At 63.2% G+C, this 17,150-nt stretch carries 16 protein-coding genes and 1 pseudogene; 4 read left to right on the top strand and 13 right to left on the bottom strand.

Annotated features, from left to right (window positions below; genetic code table 11):
- Window positions 1-37: 37 nt before the first annotated feature.
- The 3 genes from CZ375_RS07650 to CZ375_RS07640 all read right to left on the bottom strand — a co-directional run bounded on the left by CZ375_RS07650 (window position 38) and on the right by CZ375_RS07640 (window position 4,766).
- Window positions 38-1,357 carry a hemolysin family protein gene (locus tag CZ375_RS07650; protein ID WP_077598617.1) on the bottom strand — a complete coding sequence of 440 codons (1,320 nt, stop codon included), beginning with the start codon at window positions 1,355-1,357 and terminating at the stop codon, window positions 38-40.
- Window positions 1,358-1,487: 130 nt separating this feature from the next.
- On the bottom strand, window positions 1,488-3,563 hold the full coding sequence (locus CZ375_RS07645; protein ID WP_077598616.1) for an elongation factor G: 2,076 nt from the start codon (window positions 3,561-3,563) through the stop codon (window positions 1,488-1,490).
- A 261-nt stretch (window positions 3,564-3,824) separates the two neighbouring features.
- Window positions 3,825-4,766 (bottom strand): lactate/malate family dehydrogenase, encoded by a 942-nt coding sequence (locus CZ375_RS07640; protein ID WP_077598615.1) that lies wholly within the window; start codon window positions 4,764-4,766, stop codon window positions 3,825-3,827.
- Window positions 4,767-4,937: 171 nt separating this feature from the next.
- On the opposite strand from CZ375_RS07640, the gene rlmD reads away from it, so the two are divergent.
- The 3 genes and pseudogenes from rlmD (at window position 4,938) to CZ375_RS07625 (ending at window position 7,070) form a co-directional block, all read left to right on the top strand.
- Window positions 4,938-6,389: a 23S rRNA (uracil(1939)-C(5))-methyltransferase RlmD gene (gene rlmD / locus CZ375_RS07635; RefSeq protein WP_077598614.1), complete on the top strand. Its 1,452-nt coding sequence runs from the start codon at window positions 4,938-4,940 to the stop codon at window positions 6,387-6,389.
- Window positions 6,390-6,471: 82 nt separating this feature from the next.
- Window positions 6,472-6,582, top strand: a pseudogene (locus CZ375_RS08160) (IS3 family transposase); the annotation flags it as partial.
- Window positions 6,576-7,070, top strand: coding sequence for a Csac_0668 family 2Fe-2S cluster-binding (seleno)protein (locus CZ375_RS07625; RefSeq protein ID WP_002846217.1), 495 nt, complete (start codon window positions 6,576-6,578; stop codon window positions 7,068-7,070). The pseudogene CZ375_RS08160 and the gene CZ375_RS07625, both read left to right, overlap by 7 nt.
- 52 nt (window positions 7,071-7,122) lie before the next feature.
- Here CZ375_RS07625 and CZ375_RS08535 read toward each other — a convergent pair whose 3' ends face one another.
- The 8 genes from CZ375_RS08535 to purE form a co-directional block, all read right to left on the bottom strand.
- On the bottom strand, window positions 7,123-7,488 hold the full coding sequence (locus CZ375_RS08535) for an AlbA family DNA-binding domain-containing protein (protein ID WP_077598613.1): 366 nt from the start codon (window positions 7,486-7,488) through the stop codon (window positions 7,123-7,125).
- A gap of 207 nt (window positions 7,489-7,695) precedes the next feature.
- A complete protein-coding gene (locus CZ375_RS07615) occupies window positions 7,696-8,121 on the bottom strand; it encodes a Spy0128 family protein (RefSeq protein ID WP_077598612.1) in 426 nt (141 codons plus the stop codon).
- Window positions 8,060-9,250 (bottom strand): Cna B-type domain-containing protein, encoded by a 1,191-nt coding sequence (locus CZ375_RS07610; protein WP_077598611.1) that lies wholly within the window; start codon window positions 9,248-9,250, stop codon window positions 8,060-8,062. The genes CZ375_RS07615 and CZ375_RS07610 overlap by 62 nt, the downstream gene beginning before the upstream one ends.
- A gap of 331 nt (window positions 9,251-9,581) precedes the next feature.
- Window positions 9,582-10,217 (bottom strand): phosphoribosylglycinamide formyltransferase, encoded by a 636-nt coding sequence (purN, locus tag CZ375_RS07605; RefSeq protein WP_077598610.1) that lies wholly within the window; start codon window positions 10,215-10,217, stop codon window positions 9,582-9,584.
- Window positions 10,214-11,287, bottom strand: a complete 1,074-nt coding sequence (gene purM / locus CZ375_RS07600) for a phosphoribosylformylglycinamidine cyclo-ligase (protein ID WP_077598609.1) — start codon at window positions 11,285-11,287, stop codon at window positions 10,214-10,216. The genes purN and purM overlap by 4 nt, the downstream gene beginning before the upstream one ends.
- Window positions 11,284-12,825 carry an amidophosphoribosyltransferase gene (gene purF, locus CZ375_RS07595; RefSeq protein WP_077598608.1) on the bottom strand — a complete coding sequence of 514 codons (1,542 nt, stop codon included), beginning with the start codon at window positions 12,823-12,825 and terminating at the stop codon, window positions 11,284-11,286. Before purF ends, purM begins: the two co-directional genes overlap by 4 nt.
- 56 nt (window positions 12,826-12,881) lie before the next feature.
- A complete protein-coding gene (gene srtB, locus CZ375_RS07590; protein ID WP_234966923.1) occupies window positions 12,882-13,796 on the bottom strand; it encodes a class B sortase in 915 nt (304 codons plus the stop codon).
- A gap of 2 nt (window positions 13,797-13,798) precedes the next feature.
- A complete protein-coding gene (purE, locus tag CZ375_RS07585; RefSeq protein WP_077598607.1) occupies window positions 13,799-14,260 on the bottom strand; it encodes a 5-(carboxyamino)imidazole ribonucleotide mutase in 462 nt (153 codons plus the stop codon).
- A 196-nt stretch (window positions 14,261-14,456) separates the two neighbouring features.
- Between purE and CZ375_RS07580 the strand changes: the two genes are divergently transcribed.
- A complete protein-coding gene (locus CZ375_RS07580) occupies window positions 14,457-15,329 on the top strand; it encodes a PfkB family carbohydrate kinase (RefSeq protein ID WP_077598606.1) in 873 nt (290 codons plus the stop codon).
- Here the strand turns inward: CZ375_RS07580 and CZ375_RS07575 are convergent.
- Both CZ375_RS07575 and CZ375_RS07570 read right to left on the bottom strand, forming a co-directional pair.
- Window positions 15,326-16,270, bottom strand: coding sequence for a hypothetical protein (locus CZ375_RS07575; protein ID WP_234966922.1), 945 nt, complete (start codon window positions 16,268-16,270; stop codon window positions 15,326-15,328). The genes CZ375_RS07580 and CZ375_RS07575 overlap by 4 nt on opposite strands.
- A gap of 124 nt (window positions 16,271-16,394) precedes the next feature.
- A complete protein-coding gene (locus CZ375_RS07570) occupies window positions 16,395-17,069 on the bottom strand; it encodes an NUDIX domain-containing protein (protein ID WP_077598809.1) in 675 nt (224 codons plus the stop codon).
- Window positions 17,070-17,150 lie beyond the last annotated feature (81 nt).

The following is a 17,150-nucleotide window of genomic DNA, read 5'->3' as shown; positions in this document are numbered from 1 at the left end:
CAGCTTCCGGCAGGCAGAAGGGCCACATGGCGCGGCCTCACTCCTGCCCGGCGGCAGGCTCCGGCACCGCCAGGGGCGCAGGCGCCGTCACGCGCAGCATGGAGACGCGCCTGCCGCGCATGGACTGCACGCGAAACACGTAGCCACCAACCTCAAACTGGTCGCCCGGCGATGGCAGGCCGTCAGCCGTCTCCAGCACGAAGCCGGCAACGGTCTCGTACCCTTCGCTGTCCTCTATGGGCCAGCCCAGCTCGATGGCATCGTCTATGGAGAAGCGCCCATCCACCAGCCAGTCATGCTCCGATAGCTGCGTGAGGTACTTGTTGTCGGGGTCGAACTCGTCGGCGATCTCACCCACGACCTCCTCGACGATGTCCTCCACCGTGATGACGCCGGCAGTGCCACCGTACTCGTCCACCACGATGACCATCTGCTCATGGCTGGCGCGCATCTCGGATAGCAGGGGGATGATGTCCTTCGTGTCGGGAACGAAGTCCGCCTCGCGCATGAAGCGAACGATGGGCGCGTCCATGGCGGAGTCGTCGAGCGCGGGACCTATGAGGTCCTTGATGTGGGCGACCCCCACGATGCGGTCCAGGTCCTCGTGATAGATGGGCATGCGTGAATAGCCCGTGCGACGCATGACGGACAGCACCTCTCCCAGGCTGGAGTCGTCCTCCATGAAGGTGACGTCCACGCGCGGCACCATGACCTCGCGGGCCTTGGTGTCTCCCAGGTCGAATATCTCGTGGATCATGGACTTCTCCTCCTCGGAGAGATCCTCCGAGTCGGTGACCATGTAGCGAATCTCGTCCTCCGAGACCTCCTGGCGGTCATCCGTTCCCTTGATGTGCAACAGGAGGGCAAGGCCGTTCGCGCTGGCAGAGGTGAGGGCAACCAGGGGGCGCGCCAGACGAGAGAACGCGTTGATGGGGCCGGCCACGCGCTTTGCCATCCCCTCGGCGTTTGCCATGGCGATCCTCTTGGGCACCAGCTCGCCCACGACTATGGAGAAGAACGAGACGAGCAGGGTGATGAGGGCCGTTGCCAGGGCGCGGGCAAGACCCTCCTCCACGCCAAGCGCGGCCAGCCAGCCGCCAAGGGGCTCAGAGAGGCTCGTCGCGGCGAAGGCCGAGCTGAAGAAGCCAAGGAGCGTGATTGCCACCTGAATGGCGGCAAGGAACTCGGAGGGGTTGTCGGCAACGGCCGCGGCAATGGCGGCGCTGCCGTCCCCCTCCTCTGCCTCATGGTCCAGAAGGACCTTCCTCGCCGTGGAGAGGGCCATCTCAGACATGGAGAAGTAGCCGTTGGCAATGGTCAGAAGAACGGTAACGCTAATGGAGAGGGCTATGTCCATGCGCGGGCGCGCAACCTCCTCAAACGGTGAAAACAGTTCTGAACACTATATCAGTACAAAGGGCCGCAGACAGCTGGCGAGGGGCGGCGCCATAGGCACCGCCCCCCGGCATTCCTGGACCCTCAGGCCATCAGCGGCCCTCGGACCTCCTGTCCGCGTATTCCTGGGCGAGCTGCTGCTGGATGTCATGCGGGACCTGCTCGTAACCCGATATCTCAAGCTCGAACTCGCCCGTCCCGCGCGAGAGGGACCTCAGGCGCGTGGCGTAGTCCGTGACCTCGGCGTAGGGCACCGTGGCCTCGATGGTGGTGAAGCCAGCAAGGGCTCCGTGGCCCTGCGTCGCGGCCATCCCCTCGACACGTCCGCGGGAGGCGGACACGTCGCCCATGACGGAACCGGCGTAGCTCTCGGGAACCGTGATCTTGAGGTGCGCCATGGGCTCCAGCAGCACGGGCTCCGCCTGGCCGACGGCCTTCTGGAATCCTATGCGGGCGGCCGTCTTGAAGGCCATCTCGTTGGAGTCAACGGGGTGGTAGGATCCGTCGTACACGGCAACCTTAACGTCTATCAGGGGATATCCCGCAAGGACGCCGTCCACCATGGTCTCCTGGACGCCCTTGTCGATGGCGGGAATGAAGTTGCGCGGGACATGTCCTCCCACCACCTCGTCCACAAACTCGTAGCCCGCGCCCGGGTTTGGCTCCACGCGCAGCCAGCAGTCTCCGTACTGGCCGGCGCCACCCGTCTGCTTCTTGTGCCTGCCCTGGGCGCTGGCCACGCGACGGATGGTCTCACGGTAGGGGATGCGCAGCCTGACGGTGTGGGCCGTGACGCCCGCACGCTCCTCCAGGCGGTCGAGCAGCACGGAGACCTGAGCCTCTCCGATGGCGGAGACCACGGTCTGGCCCGTGTCCTCGTCGCGCTCGACGGTGAGGGTGGGGTCTGCGTCGGCGGTCTTCTCGAGGAAGGTGAAGACCTTGCCCTCGCTGCCGCGCTCGTCGGGCTCTATGGCAACGCGGTAGAGGGAGTTGGGGAAGCGGAACGCCGCTGCCTCCACCTTGCCGGTGACCGAGAGGGTGTCACCCGTCATGGCGTCCAGCTTGGGAACCACGCAGATGTCGCCCGCGGCAACGGACTTCACGTCGGTCATGTCATGGCCGCACATGAGGTAGAGGTGTCCCAGACGCTCAAGCTTGCGCGTGCGCGCGCAGGTGAGCTCGGCACCGGGCGTCACGGTGCCTGCCAGGATCTTGACGAAGGAGAGCTTGCCGTTCTGCTGATCCTGCAGGGACTTGAACACGAAGGCCACGGGACGGTCGTCGTCGGCGGAGATGTCCAGCTCCTCTCCGTTGACCAGTGGAACGCGGCCGTAGTCCGCCATGGTGGGAAACCACCGCACGATGTCGTCCATGAGGGAGATGACGCCCTCCTCGCGCACGCAGGATCCTGCGAAGACGGGGACGAACACGCGCTCGCGTATGGCCTTGGCGAGAAGCCCCTCGAGCTCCTCCTGACCGATCTCCCCTCCCTCGAGGTAGGTCATCATGGCCTCGTCGTCCGCCTCGACGACAAGCTCCACCAGCTGGGAGTGGGCGAGCTTTGCCGCCTCGAGGTACTGGGCGGGAATCTCCTCGGTGACGGGGCTTGTGCCCTCGAGGTGGCGGGCCGTCAGGTGCACCACGTCGACGATGCCGGCGAAGTCGTCGCCGGAGCCCATGGGCATGGTGACGGCGGCCAGGCGGCTTCCATAGAGCTCCTGGGCGGTGGCAAGGGCGGTCTCCCAGTCGGCGTCGCTGCGGTCCAGGCGGTTTATGAAGAGGGCGCGGGCAATGGAGAGGTCCTCGGCCGCGTACCAGAGGCGCGTGGTTATGGTGCCGGGACCAGAGGCCGCGTCCACCACGAAGACCGCCGTCTCGGCGGCGGCGAGGGCGCCGTAGGCGTCCCCCACGAAATCGGGGTAGCAGGGGGCGTCCAGGACGTTGATGCGCGTTCCCTTCCACTCCACCGGGGCGATGGTGGTGGAGATGGAGAACCCGCGGCTGCCCTCCTCGCTGTCGTAGTCAAGCGTGGGCTTGGTGCCGGCATGCCCGCCCAGACGGGTGGTCTTGCCCGTCAGGTGAAGCATGGCCTCGGCCAGCATGGTCTTGCCCACGCCACCTTGGCCCACGAGAGCGAGGTTCTTTACTGTCCCGGTGCTTGTTGCCATGATTCCTCCTCGAGCCGCACCGCAGGGCGGCAACGCCGAGGAGATAACGCGACGGCGAGGCCACCGTGCACCTATGACTGAAAAGCGGCACGCCCCCAGGAGAGCGCGCTGGAACCAACATACCCACGCCCCCGCCCGCCGAGAAGCTTGCTTCGGGCAGCGAGTGCCTGCGCGCGGTGGGCGCGCTGCTGGACAAAAAGCGGCGGCGCCCTCATGGGTGCCGCCGCGCGAAGGGCCGATCATGGGAAGGAACCTCTGCCCCTACCAGCTTCTGACCTTCTCGAGGTTCTCCTGGATGTGCCTGCAGCTGGCGTGGAACTTCTCCTGCTCTGCGGCACTGAGCTCCAGCGGGAAGGTGGACTCCACGCCATCCTTGCCAATGACGCAGGGAATGGAGCTGAAGTGTCCGCTCTCGCCGTAGACGCCCTGGAGCAGGGTCCCGGCGGGAGTGATGAGCTTGCTGTCCTGAACAATGGCCTTGATCAGCTCGGTTGCGGCATTGGCAACGGAGTACTCCGTGCACTGCTTGCCTGCGTAGGTCACGTAGCCTCCCATGCGGGCGGCCTCCTCTATCGCGTCCTTGTCAAAGCCGAAGCGCTCGGGGTCCGCCAGCTCGAGCTCGGCGAGGGGCGTTGCGCCAAACGAGACGTGCGACCACGCGGCGAACTGGCTGGCACCATGCTCTCCGATCATCCAGCTGGTGATGGACTGGGGATTGTAGCCCGTCACGTCCCAGAGGGCGTGGCGGAAGCGCGCGGAGTCAAGGGCGGTGCCGGAGCTAACAACCTGGCGCGGCTCGAGCTCCGCCAGCTTCCAGATGATGGTCGCCACCACGTCGCAGGGGTTGGCAATGGTGACGACGATGCCCTGGTAGCCCTTGAGCTCGGGCGCCCAGCTCTTCGTCTCGTCCGAGGTGCAGAAGAGCTCGCCGTCACGGTTTCCCGCCGCCTGGGCAACGTGGCCGGCGGCGTTCACGATGATGTCGCAGCCCATGAGCGCCTTGTAGTCCCGGTGGCAGTTGTAGACGCGCGCCACGCGAGGATAGAAGGGCATGGCATCCTGCAGGTCGTTCACCTCGCAGGCAACCTTGCTCTCTATGCTGTCAACGCAGTACAGCTCGGCGGCAAGGCCCTGCGAGAGGATCGCGTTTGCCACGTGCGCTCCCACGTGGCCCATTCCGATGATGCCGATCTTCATTGGCATGTCTGCCTCCTTGCATCGCGGCCGCAAACTCTTGGTTGGTTCATTCTATGCGGCGGGGCGGCCTGGCACTGAGGAGTTATCACGTGGGAAACGTTGCGGCAAGGCGGGCGAGGTACGGAGCGTGGCGTACAATTCCCAAGACCCACGCCCGCAGAAGCCGGAAGGAGGCCCATGGGCTTTCGCACCTACACCTGCCCCATCTCGAAGCGCTGCGGAGGCTGCGAATGGCTCGCGGTCCCCTATCCCATCCAGCTGAGACGCAAGCAGGAGGCGATGGAGCGGCTCTTCTCAGGCCTGGTGGAGGCGGACGGCTTCCGCATCGGGCGCATCCATGGCATGGAGGAGCCCACGGGCTTTCGACACAAGATGGCGTCTCCCTTCGCGCCAGGCGCAAGGGGGCGTGTGCGCTGCGGCTTCTTCGAAGCGGGCTCTCACCGCATAGTGGCGTGCCAGGAGTGCCTCGTCGAGGACAAGGCGGGCCGCCCCATCATCAATGACGTGGCGCGCATCGCCACGCGGTTGCGCATCAGCGCCTACCAGGAGGACAGCGCGCGTGGCGTGCTGCGCCACGCGGTGGTTCGCAGCGGCTACGCCACAGACGACGTGCTGGTAACCCTCGTCACCAACGGAGAGAGGCTTCCCCAGGCGGAGCGCCTGGTACAGGAGCTCACGGAGCTTCACCCGGAGATAACGAGCATCGTGCAGAACGTGAACGAGAGGCGCACCAACGCCATGCTGGGACGCAAAAACACCACGCTCTTCGGCACGGGGGTCATGCACGACAGGCTCCTGGGATGCCTCTTCGAGATAGGGCCCACCAGCTTCTACCAGACCAACCCCGCCCAGACCGAGCTGCTCTACCGCCTGGCGATCGATGCGGCCGGGCTGCAGGGGAAAGAGCTGCTGCTAGATGCGTACTGCGGCACGGGCACCATTGGTATCTGCGCCAGCCGAGGTTGCCCTGACGCGCGTGTTCTGGGTATCGAGCAGGTACGGGGCGCCGTTGGGTGCGCCAGACGCAACGCCAAGGCAAACGGCCTCCAGGGGAGCTGCGACTTCGTGTGCGCGGACGCCACCGAGCACCTCGCCGGAAGCGCCAGGGGGAGCCTCTCGGCAGACGTTGTCATCATGGACCCACCACGGGCTGGCTCGACCCCGCAGTTCATCGAGGCCGTCTCCAGGCTCAGGCCCCGCAGCGTGGTGTACGTGAGCTGCAATCCCCAGACGCAGTTGAGGGACCTGAGGGAGTTTCGCGCGCACGGTTGGCGCACCACGCACATGGAGCTCGTGGACATGTTCCCCCACACCAAGCACGTGGAGACGGTAGCTCTGTTGTCCAAACTAAATACAGAACATCATTTAGATATAGAAATAGGGGAAGATGAATTATCTGAAATTGACTTTTCAAAAGACGCAACTTATAGAGAAATTAAAAAGTATGTGTTAGATAAATACGGACTAAAAGTTTCAAGCCTATATATTGCACAAATAAAAAGGAAACATGGTCTAATAGAGAGAGAAAATTATAATTTTAGTAAGAAAGAAAATCAAAGAGTGCCAAATTGCCCAGAAGAAAAAGAAAAAGCAATCGAAGATGCTTTAGAGCATTTTGGAATGATTTAAATAATATCTAAACAGGTTGAAATGGAGAATGATATTTTAAAACAAGCTGCACTACTGAAAACTAATAGAAGAAATAGATGAAAAAGAAATATTCAGAAGAAGTAGAAACAACTATGGAACACGCAAAATAAAAAAAGAACTAGGGAAAATTGGATATAAAATATCGAGAAGAAAAATAGGCCGAATATGGAGGCTAAGAATATGAAGATTAATAATGAATGTTGTTGTGGATGCAAAACAGAAAAGCCGGATCAAATTAAAGACAATTGTCCTGTATGTAATAATGAAGGGATTTCCGTTAGTAAAGTAACTGTTGAACATCTAGTGGTAGATGATTATCGTAATGCTGTTAACGGAGATCAATATAAGATTTGCATGAACGAGGACTGCGACGTTGTTTACTATAACTTAGATAATGAAATAAAATTCTTGAAAGACCAAGTTAGAGTTCCTATCTGGTTTAAGAAAGATGCAGATCCTAAGTATGCTTGTTATTGTAGCGAAGTCACAGAAAATCAGGTAATTGAAGCAGTTGTAAAGCATGGCGCGAAATCCGTAAAAGAAGTAAATGCCATCACTGGGGCAATGAAAAATTCTAATTGTAAAGAAAACAATCCGTTGGGAGTTTGTTGTCATAAGATTATTCAGGAAGCTATCGATAAAGGCTTGAAAATGAAATAATTACAGTCGATATGTTCCTACAAACGAGAGCCAATCTTTGATATGTTTCCATCTACGAGCGTGGATATGTTCCCCATAACCATAGGGGTTGAGACGGTGGCAACCCTGTCGCGGGCAGCAACCTGATAGAGTTGGTGACAGGAATCCTCGTCGACTGGACCACGGGTGCCGGATTGCATTCAACAAGGGCGGCTTGCTCGAACTCTTCCACTCGTCGAGCGCCCTCACGGAGAAATCCGGTTATAACTCCATTGTCCTCCACACCGATAATCAGCTTTCCACCTGAAGCGTTTGCAAAGGCACCGATATGCCGCGCAAGCTCCCTGGGTTTCAGACGCGAGCTCTTGCGGTCGAGGTACTGGCTCTCCTCCGCATTGCAAAGGTCGTCTATAGAGCTTTGCGAAACGGGCGCATACATATAGCTCCATTCAATCGCAAGTCATCATTGGTTTGATTTTTTACATGCCAAGCTTCGAGAGCCGCCCGAAGCGGCTGGTGGTACGACAGGCGTGTAAGTCAACGGAGCTCCAGGTCGTCTGGGTATTTGCGGTATGGAGGAGGGGGTGGCACCAACCGGTACCACCCCCCGAACGTCCTAACAAACGGAATGACGCGAGATGCCTAGCTATCCCCTCCTGCGCAGGGCAGCGCCTCCGGCAACGAGCGCCAGGGCGAAGGCCGCGAGCGGCGCGGCCTGAGAGACGTCGCCCGTCCTGGGGATGCGCTCGGCAGCCGGCTCGTCGGGGTATACGTTGGTAAAGACCGCACCGACGCCGTTGCCGTCAGGCCCGAGGTCAACAGACTGCTCGACTCCGTTTCTGGTCACCGTGACCGTGCGGGTGGGTGGCAGGAGCTTGCCCGTACCGTCGTCCATCACAACGTAGGTGATGGTGTAGGCGGAGCGGTCGTAGCTGCAGGCGGCGGAGCCGAAAGTCTCGGTAACGGTGTAGGCATAGGTTCCCGGCTTCGCGAACTCGATGTCGCCGAACTCAGCCGAGCCCGCTCCACGGATGACGACCGTCTTCCTGCCGCCCACGGAGCCCTGGGGCATCCGGGTTTGCGGGGTCGTTGGGTGTCAGGACGAACTCGAAGCTGTCTGGCGTCTTGGGTGCGGGGCCGTCGACGCGCTTCTCCACAGGCGGGTCATGTCGCGTTGGCTCGGGCTTGTAGGTGTTGGTGATGGTGTAGCCGTCACCCATGCTTCCCGTCACGGCACTGACGTAGCCACCGATGGGAGTCTCCTTCACGCTGTAGTGGTACTCGTGACCGTCACTGGAATCATAGGCAACGAGGTCGGTGAACTCATGCGTCCACGCTCCCGCCTCGTCAAGCGTGGCCTTCTCTATCTCCGTGCCGTCCCTTAGGAGCACCACCTCGGCCGCATCCTTCTTGGGACCCTCCCAGACCTTGGTGACCGTAAGGTCCGTCGTGGGGACGAAGGCCCACCTTCCGTAGACGGTCGCGTCCTGGCGGACGTTGACAGAAGTGACCGCCTCGCCAGCCGAGGCAGTGGGCAGCCAGCCGTCGAAGCGCCAGAAGCCCCGAACCTGCTGGCCGTCTCTCAGGGCAAAGGCCTGGTCGCTGGAGAGCGTGTGGGCCAGCCTCTGGTCGGTGTCATACTCGATGCCCGTCACAGGCGACGGCGGGGTAACGCCTTCCAGGGTGCCGTAGGTGGGGTCGGCGGCGACCTCGTACGTGAGGCCGTAGGTCTTCCTGGCCATGTGGTAGGTGGTCTCACTCTTGATGGGCTCGTCGAGGTCGTGCCCCTCGACGGAGGTGATGGCCGCCGTGTTCTCGAAGCGCGTGGTTCTGACGAGGTCGCTGGTGAGCGCGGTTGGCACGAAGACCTTCATTGTGGCACCGACGGGAAGGGTGCCCACCTCGACAAGGAGCTTGCCGTCCACCACCTTGGCGGAGACCGCCGTGGTCTGGGAGAGGGGGGCCTTGTCGAGGCCAAGCTCCTCGCAGGCCACCGTGATGGCGTCCTGCCTGACCGTAAGGCCCTCGTGGATCTTGTCCTCGATCCTGATGTTCCTCAGGGGGAGCTCGGTGCCCGCGTTGGTGACGGTAAGGGTGCCGTCACCGTTGTCCACGTAGTTGAAGTCGCTGATCGTGGAGGTCTGGGGGGCGGGAGTCGTCGGGGCCAGGACGGGCACCGAGGCGTCGACCTCCGTTTCCATGGTCTATGCGCCTGCCGTGGGGGCACCCTTGGCGAGGTGGGGCGCGCCCACGAACGCCAGGGCCGCAACGGCAGCGGACAGGATGGTCAGCTTGGTGAGCAACGAGACGTGAGCCCTCATCTTGAATCCTTCTCCTTGAAACAGAAAAATACACAATATATGCAGTCTGAAAGATAGCCTTAAGAAATCAATGGATGCGTATCGACTCCTTGTGGCTTAATCGGTCAGTGGCGCGAGGGGGGCGAGCGCCCCCCCTCTGCACAGGCATCGGGCGCGTGAGGGTATGCTCACCCCCTCGTGCGCCCGATGCAACGAAACCTGCCAAGCAGACCTAGGAGACCGTCACGCGCCCGTCCTCGCCAACGCTCACGCGCCCCTCGGCAAGGAGCTGGATGACCTCGGGATACAACTCGTGCTCGATGGCGTGAATGTGGCCCTCAAGCTCCTCCACGCTCCAACCCTCTCCTACCGCGAGCGGACGCTGGGCAATGATGGGGCCGCAGTCGTACTTGTCGTCTGCGAAGTGAACCGTCACGCCCGTCACCTTGACGCCATAGTCATGGGCGTCCAGTATGGCATGGGCCCCTTTGAAGCTGGGAAGCAACGCCGGATGCAGGTTGACCACGCGATTCTTGAAGCCCTCAAGAATCGGTGCGTGGACCATGCGCATGTAGCCCGCCATGATCACGTAGTCGACCTCAAAGCGCTTGAGCTCCGAGGCGATCACCCTGTCCGCCGTGATGGGGTCCTCGTAGAGCTCCTTCGAGAGGGTCAGCGTCTGGATTCCCGCCGCCTCCGCGCGTTTGAGCCCCAAGGCGCCCGGACGGGAGGAGACTACCAGCTCTATGCTGGCGTCCAGCGTGCCCGCGGCAATGCGGTCGATGATGGCCTGCAGGTTGGTGCCCGAGCCCGAGAGGAGCACCCCCAGCTTGATCGGGCACCTCTCGCCGTCAGGGGAGCCGCTCATCGGTACACCACCTTGCCATCGCCCGGAACGCACTCGCCCATGACGAAGGACTCGAGACCCTCCTGCGAGAGCATCTCCTGGACGCGCCCGACGTCCTCGGCAGCCACTATCAGGCTCATGCCAACGCCCATGTTGAAGGTCTTGTAGGCCTCGTCTGGCGTAAGCCGCGCGGCATCCACGCAGTAGGTGATGACGGGCGGCACCTTCCAGGCTGGCCCCCCCTCGCCGCCACGGTCCACCACGGCGTCGATGTCCTTGGGGAGCGCGCGGTTCAGGTTCTCGGTTATTCCGCCACCCGTGATGTGGGCCATGGCGTGTATGGGGGCTCCCGCCTTGAGGGCGCGCACCAGCCTTCCGGCATAGATGGTGGTGGGGCGAAGCAGGGCGTCTGCCAGGGACTCCCCTCCCAGCTCGTCCAGGGGCTCGTTGAGCTCTGACACCGTCTTGCCCTCCACGGCAACCTTGCGCACCAGGGAGTAGCCGTTGGAGTGGATGCCCGAGCTGGGAAGGCCCAAGATCACGTCGCCGACGCAGACCTTGTCGGGACCGATCATCTTGGGACGGTCCACCACGCCCACCACAAAGCCCGCCAGGTCGTAGTCGTCAGGGTCCATGACTCCAGGATGCTCGGCCATCTCGCCGCCCACCAGCGAGCAGCCGGAGAGCCTGCAGCCCTCGGCTATGCCCTTGACCACCTCGGCCACGTGCTCGGCGCGCAGCCGGCCAATGGCAACGTAGTCCAGGAAGAAGAGGGGCTCGGCTCCGATGGGCACCACGTCGTCCACGCACATGGCAACGAGGTCCTGGCCCACGGTTTCATGGCGGTCCAAGAGCTGCGCCAGCGCCAGTTTCGTGCCAACGCCATCGGTTCCGGATACCAGGACGGGATCCTCCATGTCCTTGAAGCCAGCCATGGAGAAGCAGGAGCCGAAGCCGCCCAGCCCTCCTATGACCTCGGGACGGGCGGTGGAGGCAACTGCGGACTTGATGGCGTCCACGGCACGGGCCCCCTCGTCCACGTCTACTCCGGCATCGGCATAGGTGACGTGCCTGCTTTGCTCTTCGCTCATCGCTCGCGGTTCCCTTCTCGTGGCTCTTGCAGCTCATGGTCTATGGACTGTGACGCGGAGGCGGGGGCCTTGTGCAGGTTCTGGGGCTGATACCCCGGAAGGAACTTCCCCCGCGAGAAGCTATCGGGTATCTCCACGGGATAGCGGCCGTTGTAGCAGGCGCAGCACCAGCCGCCCTCGGGCACGCACGAGAGCAGGCCCCCGAGGGAGAGGAACGCAAGCGAGTCCGCCCCGATGAACTCGCACACCTCGTCTGCCGTGGAGCTCGCCGAGATGAGCTGGGACTGCACGTCGGTGTCTATGCCGTAGAAGCAGGGCCACTTGACCTCAGGGCAGTTGATGCGCACATGCACCTCGGCGGCTCCGGCGTCGCGCAGGAGCTGGACAATCTGCCTGGAGGTGGTTCCGCGGACGATGGAGTCGTCCACCATGACGATGCGCTTGCCGGCAACGTTGTCGCGCAGCGCGTTGAGCTTGAGCCTCACGCCCATCTCGCGCAGCTCCTGGGTGGGCTGGATGAAGGTGCGCGCAACGTAGCGGTTCTTGATGAGGCCCTCCCCGTACTTCAGGCCAAGCTCCGCGGCAAAGCCCTCCGCCGGCGGCATGCCCGAGTCCGGAACGCCAATGACCAGGTCTGCGTCCGCCGGGGCCTCCTGGGCAAGGCGGGCTCCCATGTCGTAGCGCATTGAGTAGACCGAACGACCTGCCACCACGGAGTCCGGACGAGAGAAGTAGACCTCCTCGAAGATGCAGGAGGCGGGGCAGCGCGGGGCGAGGCCCTCCTCGCTCAGGAGCCCGTCATCTGAGATGCGCAGCACCTCCCCCGGCCTCACCTCGCGCTCGAAGTGCGCGCCAACGATGTCAAGCGCGCAGGTCTCGGAGGCGACGACCCAAGAGCCATCCCCAAGGCCGCCCAGGACGAGAGGGCGGATTCCGTTGGGGTCGCGGAAGGCGTAGAGGGCGTTCTCGCGGATGAGGGCCATGGCGTAGCCGCCCTCGATCATGTTCATGGCATGCCTGATGCCCTCGCGCAGGTGGTTGGTCTCCTGGGTGAAGTAGCCAATGAGCTTGGCAGCGACCTCGGAGTCCGTGTTGGAGCGGAAGGGGATGCCGCGGCGCACCAGCTCGCCGCGGAGGAAGTCGGAGTTCACCAGGGTGCCGTTGTGCGCCAGGGAGATCATGGAGCTGTCGATCATCGAGAGGTGAGGCTGGGCCGCCTCCCAGCTACGGGCTCCCGAGGTGCCGTAGCGCACGTGCCCGATGGCGCACTTTCCTGGCATGGCCGCGAGGTCCGAGTCTGCGAAGACGTTGCTCACCAGGCCAAGGTCCTTGCGCACCAGCACCGTGCTCCCATCCCCCACGGCAATTCCCGCCGACTCCTGCCCTCGGTGCTGCAGCGCGCGCAGGGCAAAGTAGGTAAGGCGCGAGACGTCACGCCCCGGGGCCCAGATGCCAAACACGCCGCACTCCTCGTGGAGCGTGTCACCGTCCTCCTCGAGGCAGGGCTCCCCAAGGCCCTGACCGTGAGCTTCTCTCACCTGACGTTCCCCTCTCAAACGTGAATCAAGGCTGCTAGGACTCTGTGGCGACGCTCTTACGAGCTCTGCGCAGATGCGGCGCTGGCCTCGGCCTTGGGGACGCACACGAAGATGGTCCTGCCGTAGCCGTCGTAGTAGTTGCAGGTAGACATGGTGAGCACGTGGTCGGTGCCTGCGATGACCTGCGACGCATCCGAGCGCTTGGTTACCGCCTTGCTCAGTAGGCCGCTCAGGTAGCTGTGGAACTCGTCCTGGGTGCCGAAGCTGAACTGGCGGACGTTCGTGTCCTCCGGGTTGGTGTAGTAGAGCAGAAGGGGCTCGAGCTCATAGCTCCCCTGCTCGGTCACGTACCAGATGGTAGATATCTTGTCGAAGTTCTCCTGGTCGTCCAGGGCCGCAATCTGTTGGAACATGGTGCCGTTCTGCATGTGGTGCCCATAGATGATGCTCTGGTTGTCCACAAGCCCAGGGGCGCGGTTCTCGTAGTCCATGAAGAGCTGACCGGCGATGGTCCACTCGCCCTCGGCGGAGTGCCTCAGGTACTGGTCATTGTCCGCGCCCTGGTAGACGGGATAGTTGACGTTGGTGCCCGGAATGTAGAGCCAGCCGATGACGTCCTTGTTGACGGCCTTGAGGCCCTCCCAGTCAACCTGCGGGGCGTCGGAGGCGCGGTCCGTTACCTCCGCGTAGCGCGCGAGCTTCTGGTTGATCACGTCCTGCTCGTGGTAGCGCCACTGGGAAAAGCCCCAGAGCCCTGCTGCGGCGAGCAGAAGCAGGATCCCCACCACGATGAGAACGTTCGCGACGATGCGAGAGCGGCGCCCCTTGCCGCCCTTGCGCGGCTTCTTGCCGGATGCACGCACGCCCTCCATGGCGGCAACGGGCAGCATGCCCATTGCCTGCGAGCCGCTGGCCTGCGCCGGACGGGCGTCAGGGGCGGGCCTCATGTGCTTTCCGCTTCCTTCTGGCATGCCTACGCCTCCGCCATCTGCCGCTTGAGGAGCTCCACCTTCTCGCGGTACTCGGGAAGGGTGGCCCCAAGGATCTGCGTGGCGTAGATTGCCGCGTTCTTTGCGCCGCCGATGGCAACGCAGGCGACGGGCACGCCAGAGGGCATTTGGACCATGGAGAGCAGCGAGTCCATGCCTCCCAGGTCAGAGGTCTTCATGGGGACCCCCACGATGGGAAGGGGCGTGTAGGCGGCAACCACGCCGCCCAGGTGAGCGGCCTTGCCCGCGGCCGCGATGATGACCTTGATCCCACGGTCTGCGGCGCCCGCAGCCCACTCGTGGACCTTTGCGGGGTTGCGGTGCGCGGACGCGATAACCAACTCGTAGGGAACGCCCAGCTCCTCGAGCTGCTTGGTGCATCCCTCCATGACGGGCAGGTCCGACTTCGACCCCATGATGATGCCAACCACTGCGGTATCTGACATGTCTCCTCCGTGGCCGCCCCAGGGTCCGCGAGCGGCCTGGGCGGCAGGATAGCCTTCCTTCTTGCCTCAAGTATAAGCGCGGTGTGGTGGCTGCATAGCCATGCAGCACGATTGAAATATTGCTGCGCAATATCGGATGCCTATGGCATAAGCTTTCCCAGAGCTCAAGCCGGACGATCTTTACGAGGAGGACCACATGCCAAGTTCAAAGCAGCTTCGCCTGTACGAGAGGAAGGGCTCCTACGTGCCGCGTGTGGCGGCGGTGCACGATCTGTGCGGCTACGGGAAGTGCTCCCTGGGAGTTGCCATCCCCGTGCTCTCCGCCGCGGGCTGTGACGTGTGTGCGGTTCCCACCTCGCTCTTCTCGGCCCATACGAAGTTCCCCCACTTCTACGTGCACGACACCACCGAGATGCTGGACGCCTACCTCGACGCCTGGAACGTGCATGGCGTGGAGCTTGATGCCGTCTACTCGGGCTTCCTTGGCTCCGCAGCCCAGGTCGAGGTCATCCTCAGGCTCTGGCGCGAGCACCCCCAGGCGCTTCGCGTCGTTGACCCCGTCATGGGCGACGAGGGCGCAAAGTACCCAACCTACACCGACGAGCTCTGCCAGAGCATGGCCAGGCTCGTGCAGGGCGCGGACCTGCTCACGCCCAACCTCACCGAGGCGGCGATCCTCACAGGCACGCCCTACGAGGGGCAGGACGTCTCGGATGAGAGGGCGCGGTTCCTGCTCGAGGAGCTGAGGGGCATGGGGGCGAAGAACGTGGTGCTCAAGGGCGTGTCTCGCGGCGACGGGCTCATCCGCAACTTCCTCTGCGGGGAGGACGGGAGCATCGAGGAGCTCTCTGGAGAGCAGCTTCCCTTCATGCTGCATGGCACGGGCGACCTCTATGCCTCAGGCCTCCTTGCGGCCGTCATGGCCGGGAGGAGCCTGTATGAGAGCGTGGACTTCGCGGGGCGGCTGGTCCATGACTCCATGGTCGTCACCCGCCGGCAGCCCGACTTCGAGATGCGCGGCGTGAGCTTCGAGAGCAAGCTGAAGGAGGTAACGGACCTGCTTGGCTAGTTGCCGCCGCCTGGTGCGGCGGGGCTTGCCTCGCCGGCCTTGTCCGATGGGGACGGCAAGGGGTCGGAGGCCGTCTCCTTGCCGTCCTTCTTCGCATCCGTCCCAGCGGTGCCGCTCACGGCGGAGCTGTCGCTGTCCTCGCCAAACACATAGCCTATGAGGGCGCTGGGCGTGAAGGGGGAGGTGATGCTCTCCCGCAGCTGGGCGGCCGTTGCGGAGTCAACGCCGCTGATGGTGCAGTTGAAGCGCACGCCGCCTTCCGTTGCCGTCTTGGTCCACACGAAGGTCATGAGGGTCTTCAGGTCTCCGCCGGGCTGAATCAGGCCGAAGAGCTTGGCGTTCTGGAACTTGCCGCTGCCGTCCACATACACGTTCACGTGATAGATGACGGTGTTGATGTTGGGGTTGAGGAGGGCGTTCACCGAGAAGGCCGTCGCCTGGATCTGGGAGCCCGCAAACGCCTCGAGGGCGTTGCCTGAGCTGATGTCCGTCACGGTCACCTCGATGCGGTGGGTGTTCTCGTCAGCCTCCTGGACGGAGTACTCCTCGGGGAACTGAGTGAAGCCGTTGCCCCATTCCACGCCGCCCTTGAGGGCGGACGCCACCGTTGTGATGTTCACGTTCTCGGCGAGGTTTGCGGTGCTGGCGCGGCGAGCAACGGCGGTCATCACCTGAAGCGTCACCACTCCCACCAGGAGGATGGCGACAAAGGCCACGGCCGTCGTGGTTATGACCTTCTCGACGTTGGAACCCGAGGGGTCCGCGTCGGAGAGGGGGTCGATGTCCACGCCATGGCCGCGGTCGCGGCGGTGCTTGCGCTGCTTGCGGGCGGTCTCCTCGTTCGTGTGTCCCGTCTCGTCGACGGTGGCGAAGAGCTTCTCGGCCTCCTCGGCCGAGAGGGCGCCCCTCTGTATGCGGGCGAATTCCCTCTTCCTCGACATCAGGCTTCTCCCTACGGCAGCTGATACAAGGCTCCGGTGCGGCATGCACGCAGGTAGCCAAGTCTAAGTATATGCGCGTGGCGCGACAGACGTGCGCACGGGACCCATCCCATGGGCCGGTCGGCTAGTCCTGGGTCGAGGGAGGCGCCAGGCGATGGGCCACGGCGTCGCACACAAGCGCCCCCACTACGGTCTTGGCATCCTCAACCTGGCCGTCCAGGACGCTGTCAACGAGGTCGGCAAGGTCAACCAGGTCCACGTTGATGAACTCGTCCTCGTCCGGGCAGGGCTTCGCAAACGAGAGCCCCGTCGCCATGTAGATGTGAATGAGCTCGTCCGAGAATCCCGCGGAGGAGGCGATGGTCGTCAGGAAAGCCATGCGCTCCGCCCTCATGCCGGTCTCCTCGAGGAGCTCCCTCTCAGCGCAGTCCATGGGGTCCTCGCCCAGCTCGAGCTTCCCGGCGGGAATCTCGACGGTGACGCGCCCCAAGGCCGTGCGATACTGCCTCACCAGGCAGATCTTTCCCTCGTCCGTGAGCGCCACGATGGCAACCGCGCCGGGGTGGCGCACCACGTCACGAATGGCGTGACGGCCGTCCGGAAGACGAACCTGCAGGCGGTCCACATTGAAGATGCGGCCCGTCCAGGCCACGTCCTCCCCAGCCACATGCTCCTCGAGCTCCGCGTCGCGTGGGTCGCAGCCCCCGGACACGAACTCGCGCCCCTCGGGCTCCCCCGAGCTGCGGAGGGAGGCGGGGTCACCCGCGTCGAGGGTGAACGCGGCGTTCGCGTCACGCATCCCCTCGATGGCGTCCTCCAGCATCTCCTGACGAAGCTCTCCCTCCAGGGGGGCTCCCACCTCGTAGCCTTTCTTCCCGTC

The sequence above is a fragment of the Olsenella urininfantis genome (genome assembly GCF_900155635.1).
GTDB lineage: Bacteria > Actinomycetota > Coriobacteriia > Coriobacteriales > Atopobiaceae > Olsenella_G > Olsenella_G urininfantis.
The sequence above is the reverse complement of the archived record's forward strand: the minus strand, read 5'-3'. Positions and strand labels throughout refer to the sequence as shown.

Excerpts from the sequence above, each read along its gene's own strand:
- CZ375_RS08535 (WP_077598613.1), bottom strand. The coding sequence starts at position 7,488 with ATGTATGCGCCCGTTTCGCAAAGCTCTATAGACGACCTTTGCAATGCG.
- CZ375_RS07645 (WP_077598616.1), bottom strand. The coding sequence starts at position 3,563 with ATGGCAACAAGCACCGGGACAGTAAAGAACCTCGCTCTCGTGGGCCAA.
- purN (WP_077598610.1), bottom strand. The coding sequence starts at position 10,217 with ATGAGCGGCTCCCCTGACGGCGAGAGGTGCCCGATCAAGCTGGGGGTG.
- srtB (WP_234966923.1), bottom strand. The coding sequence starts at position 13,796 with ATGCCAGAAGGAAGCGGAAAGCACATGAGGCCCGCCCCTGACGCCCGT.
- CZ375_RS07575 (WP_234966922.1), bottom strand. The coding sequence starts at position 16,270 with ATGTCGAGGAAGAGGGAATTCGCCCGCATACAGAGGGGCGCCCTCTCG.
- purM (WP_077598609.1), bottom strand. The coding sequence starts at position 11,287 with ATGAGCGAAGAGCAAAGCAGGCACGTCACCTATGCCGATGCCGGAGTA.
- CZ375_RS07580 (WP_077598606.1), top strand. The coding sequence starts at position 14,457 with ATGCCAAGTTCAAAGCAGCTTCGCCTGTACGAGAGGAAGGGCTCCTAC.
- CZ375_RS07610 (WP_077598611.1), bottom strand. The coding sequence starts at position 9,250 with ATGGAAACGGAGGTCGACGCCTCGGTGCCCGTCCTGGCCCCGACGACT.
- purE (WP_077598607.1), bottom strand. The coding sequence starts at position 14,260 with ATGTCAGATACCGCAGTGGTTGGCATCATCATGGGGTCGAAGTCGGAC.
- CZ375_RS07570 (WP_077598809.1), bottom strand. The coding sequence starts at position 17,069 with ATGCGTGACGCGAACGCCGCGTTCACCCTCGACGCGGGTGACCCCGCC.
- CZ375_RS07640 (WP_077598615.1), bottom strand. The coding sequence starts at position 4,766 with ATGCCAATGAAGATCGGCATCATCGGAATGGGCCACGTGGGAGCGCAC.
- CZ375_RS07615 (WP_077598612.1), bottom strand. The coding sequence starts at position 8,121 with ATGCCCCAGGGCTCCGTGGGCGGCAGGAAGACGGTCGTCATCCGTGGA.
- CZ375_RS07650 (WP_077598617.1), bottom strand. The coding sequence starts at position 1,357 with ATGGACATAGCCCTCTCCATTAGCGTTACCGTTCTTCTGACCATTGCC.
- rlmD (WP_077598614.1), top strand. The coding sequence starts at position 4,938 with ATGGGCTTTCGCACCTACACCTGCCCCATCTCGAAGCGCTGCGGAGGC.
- CZ375_RS07625 (WP_002846217.1), top strand. The coding sequence starts at position 6,576 with ATGGAGGCTAAGAATATGAAGATTAATAATGAATGTTGTTGTGGATGC.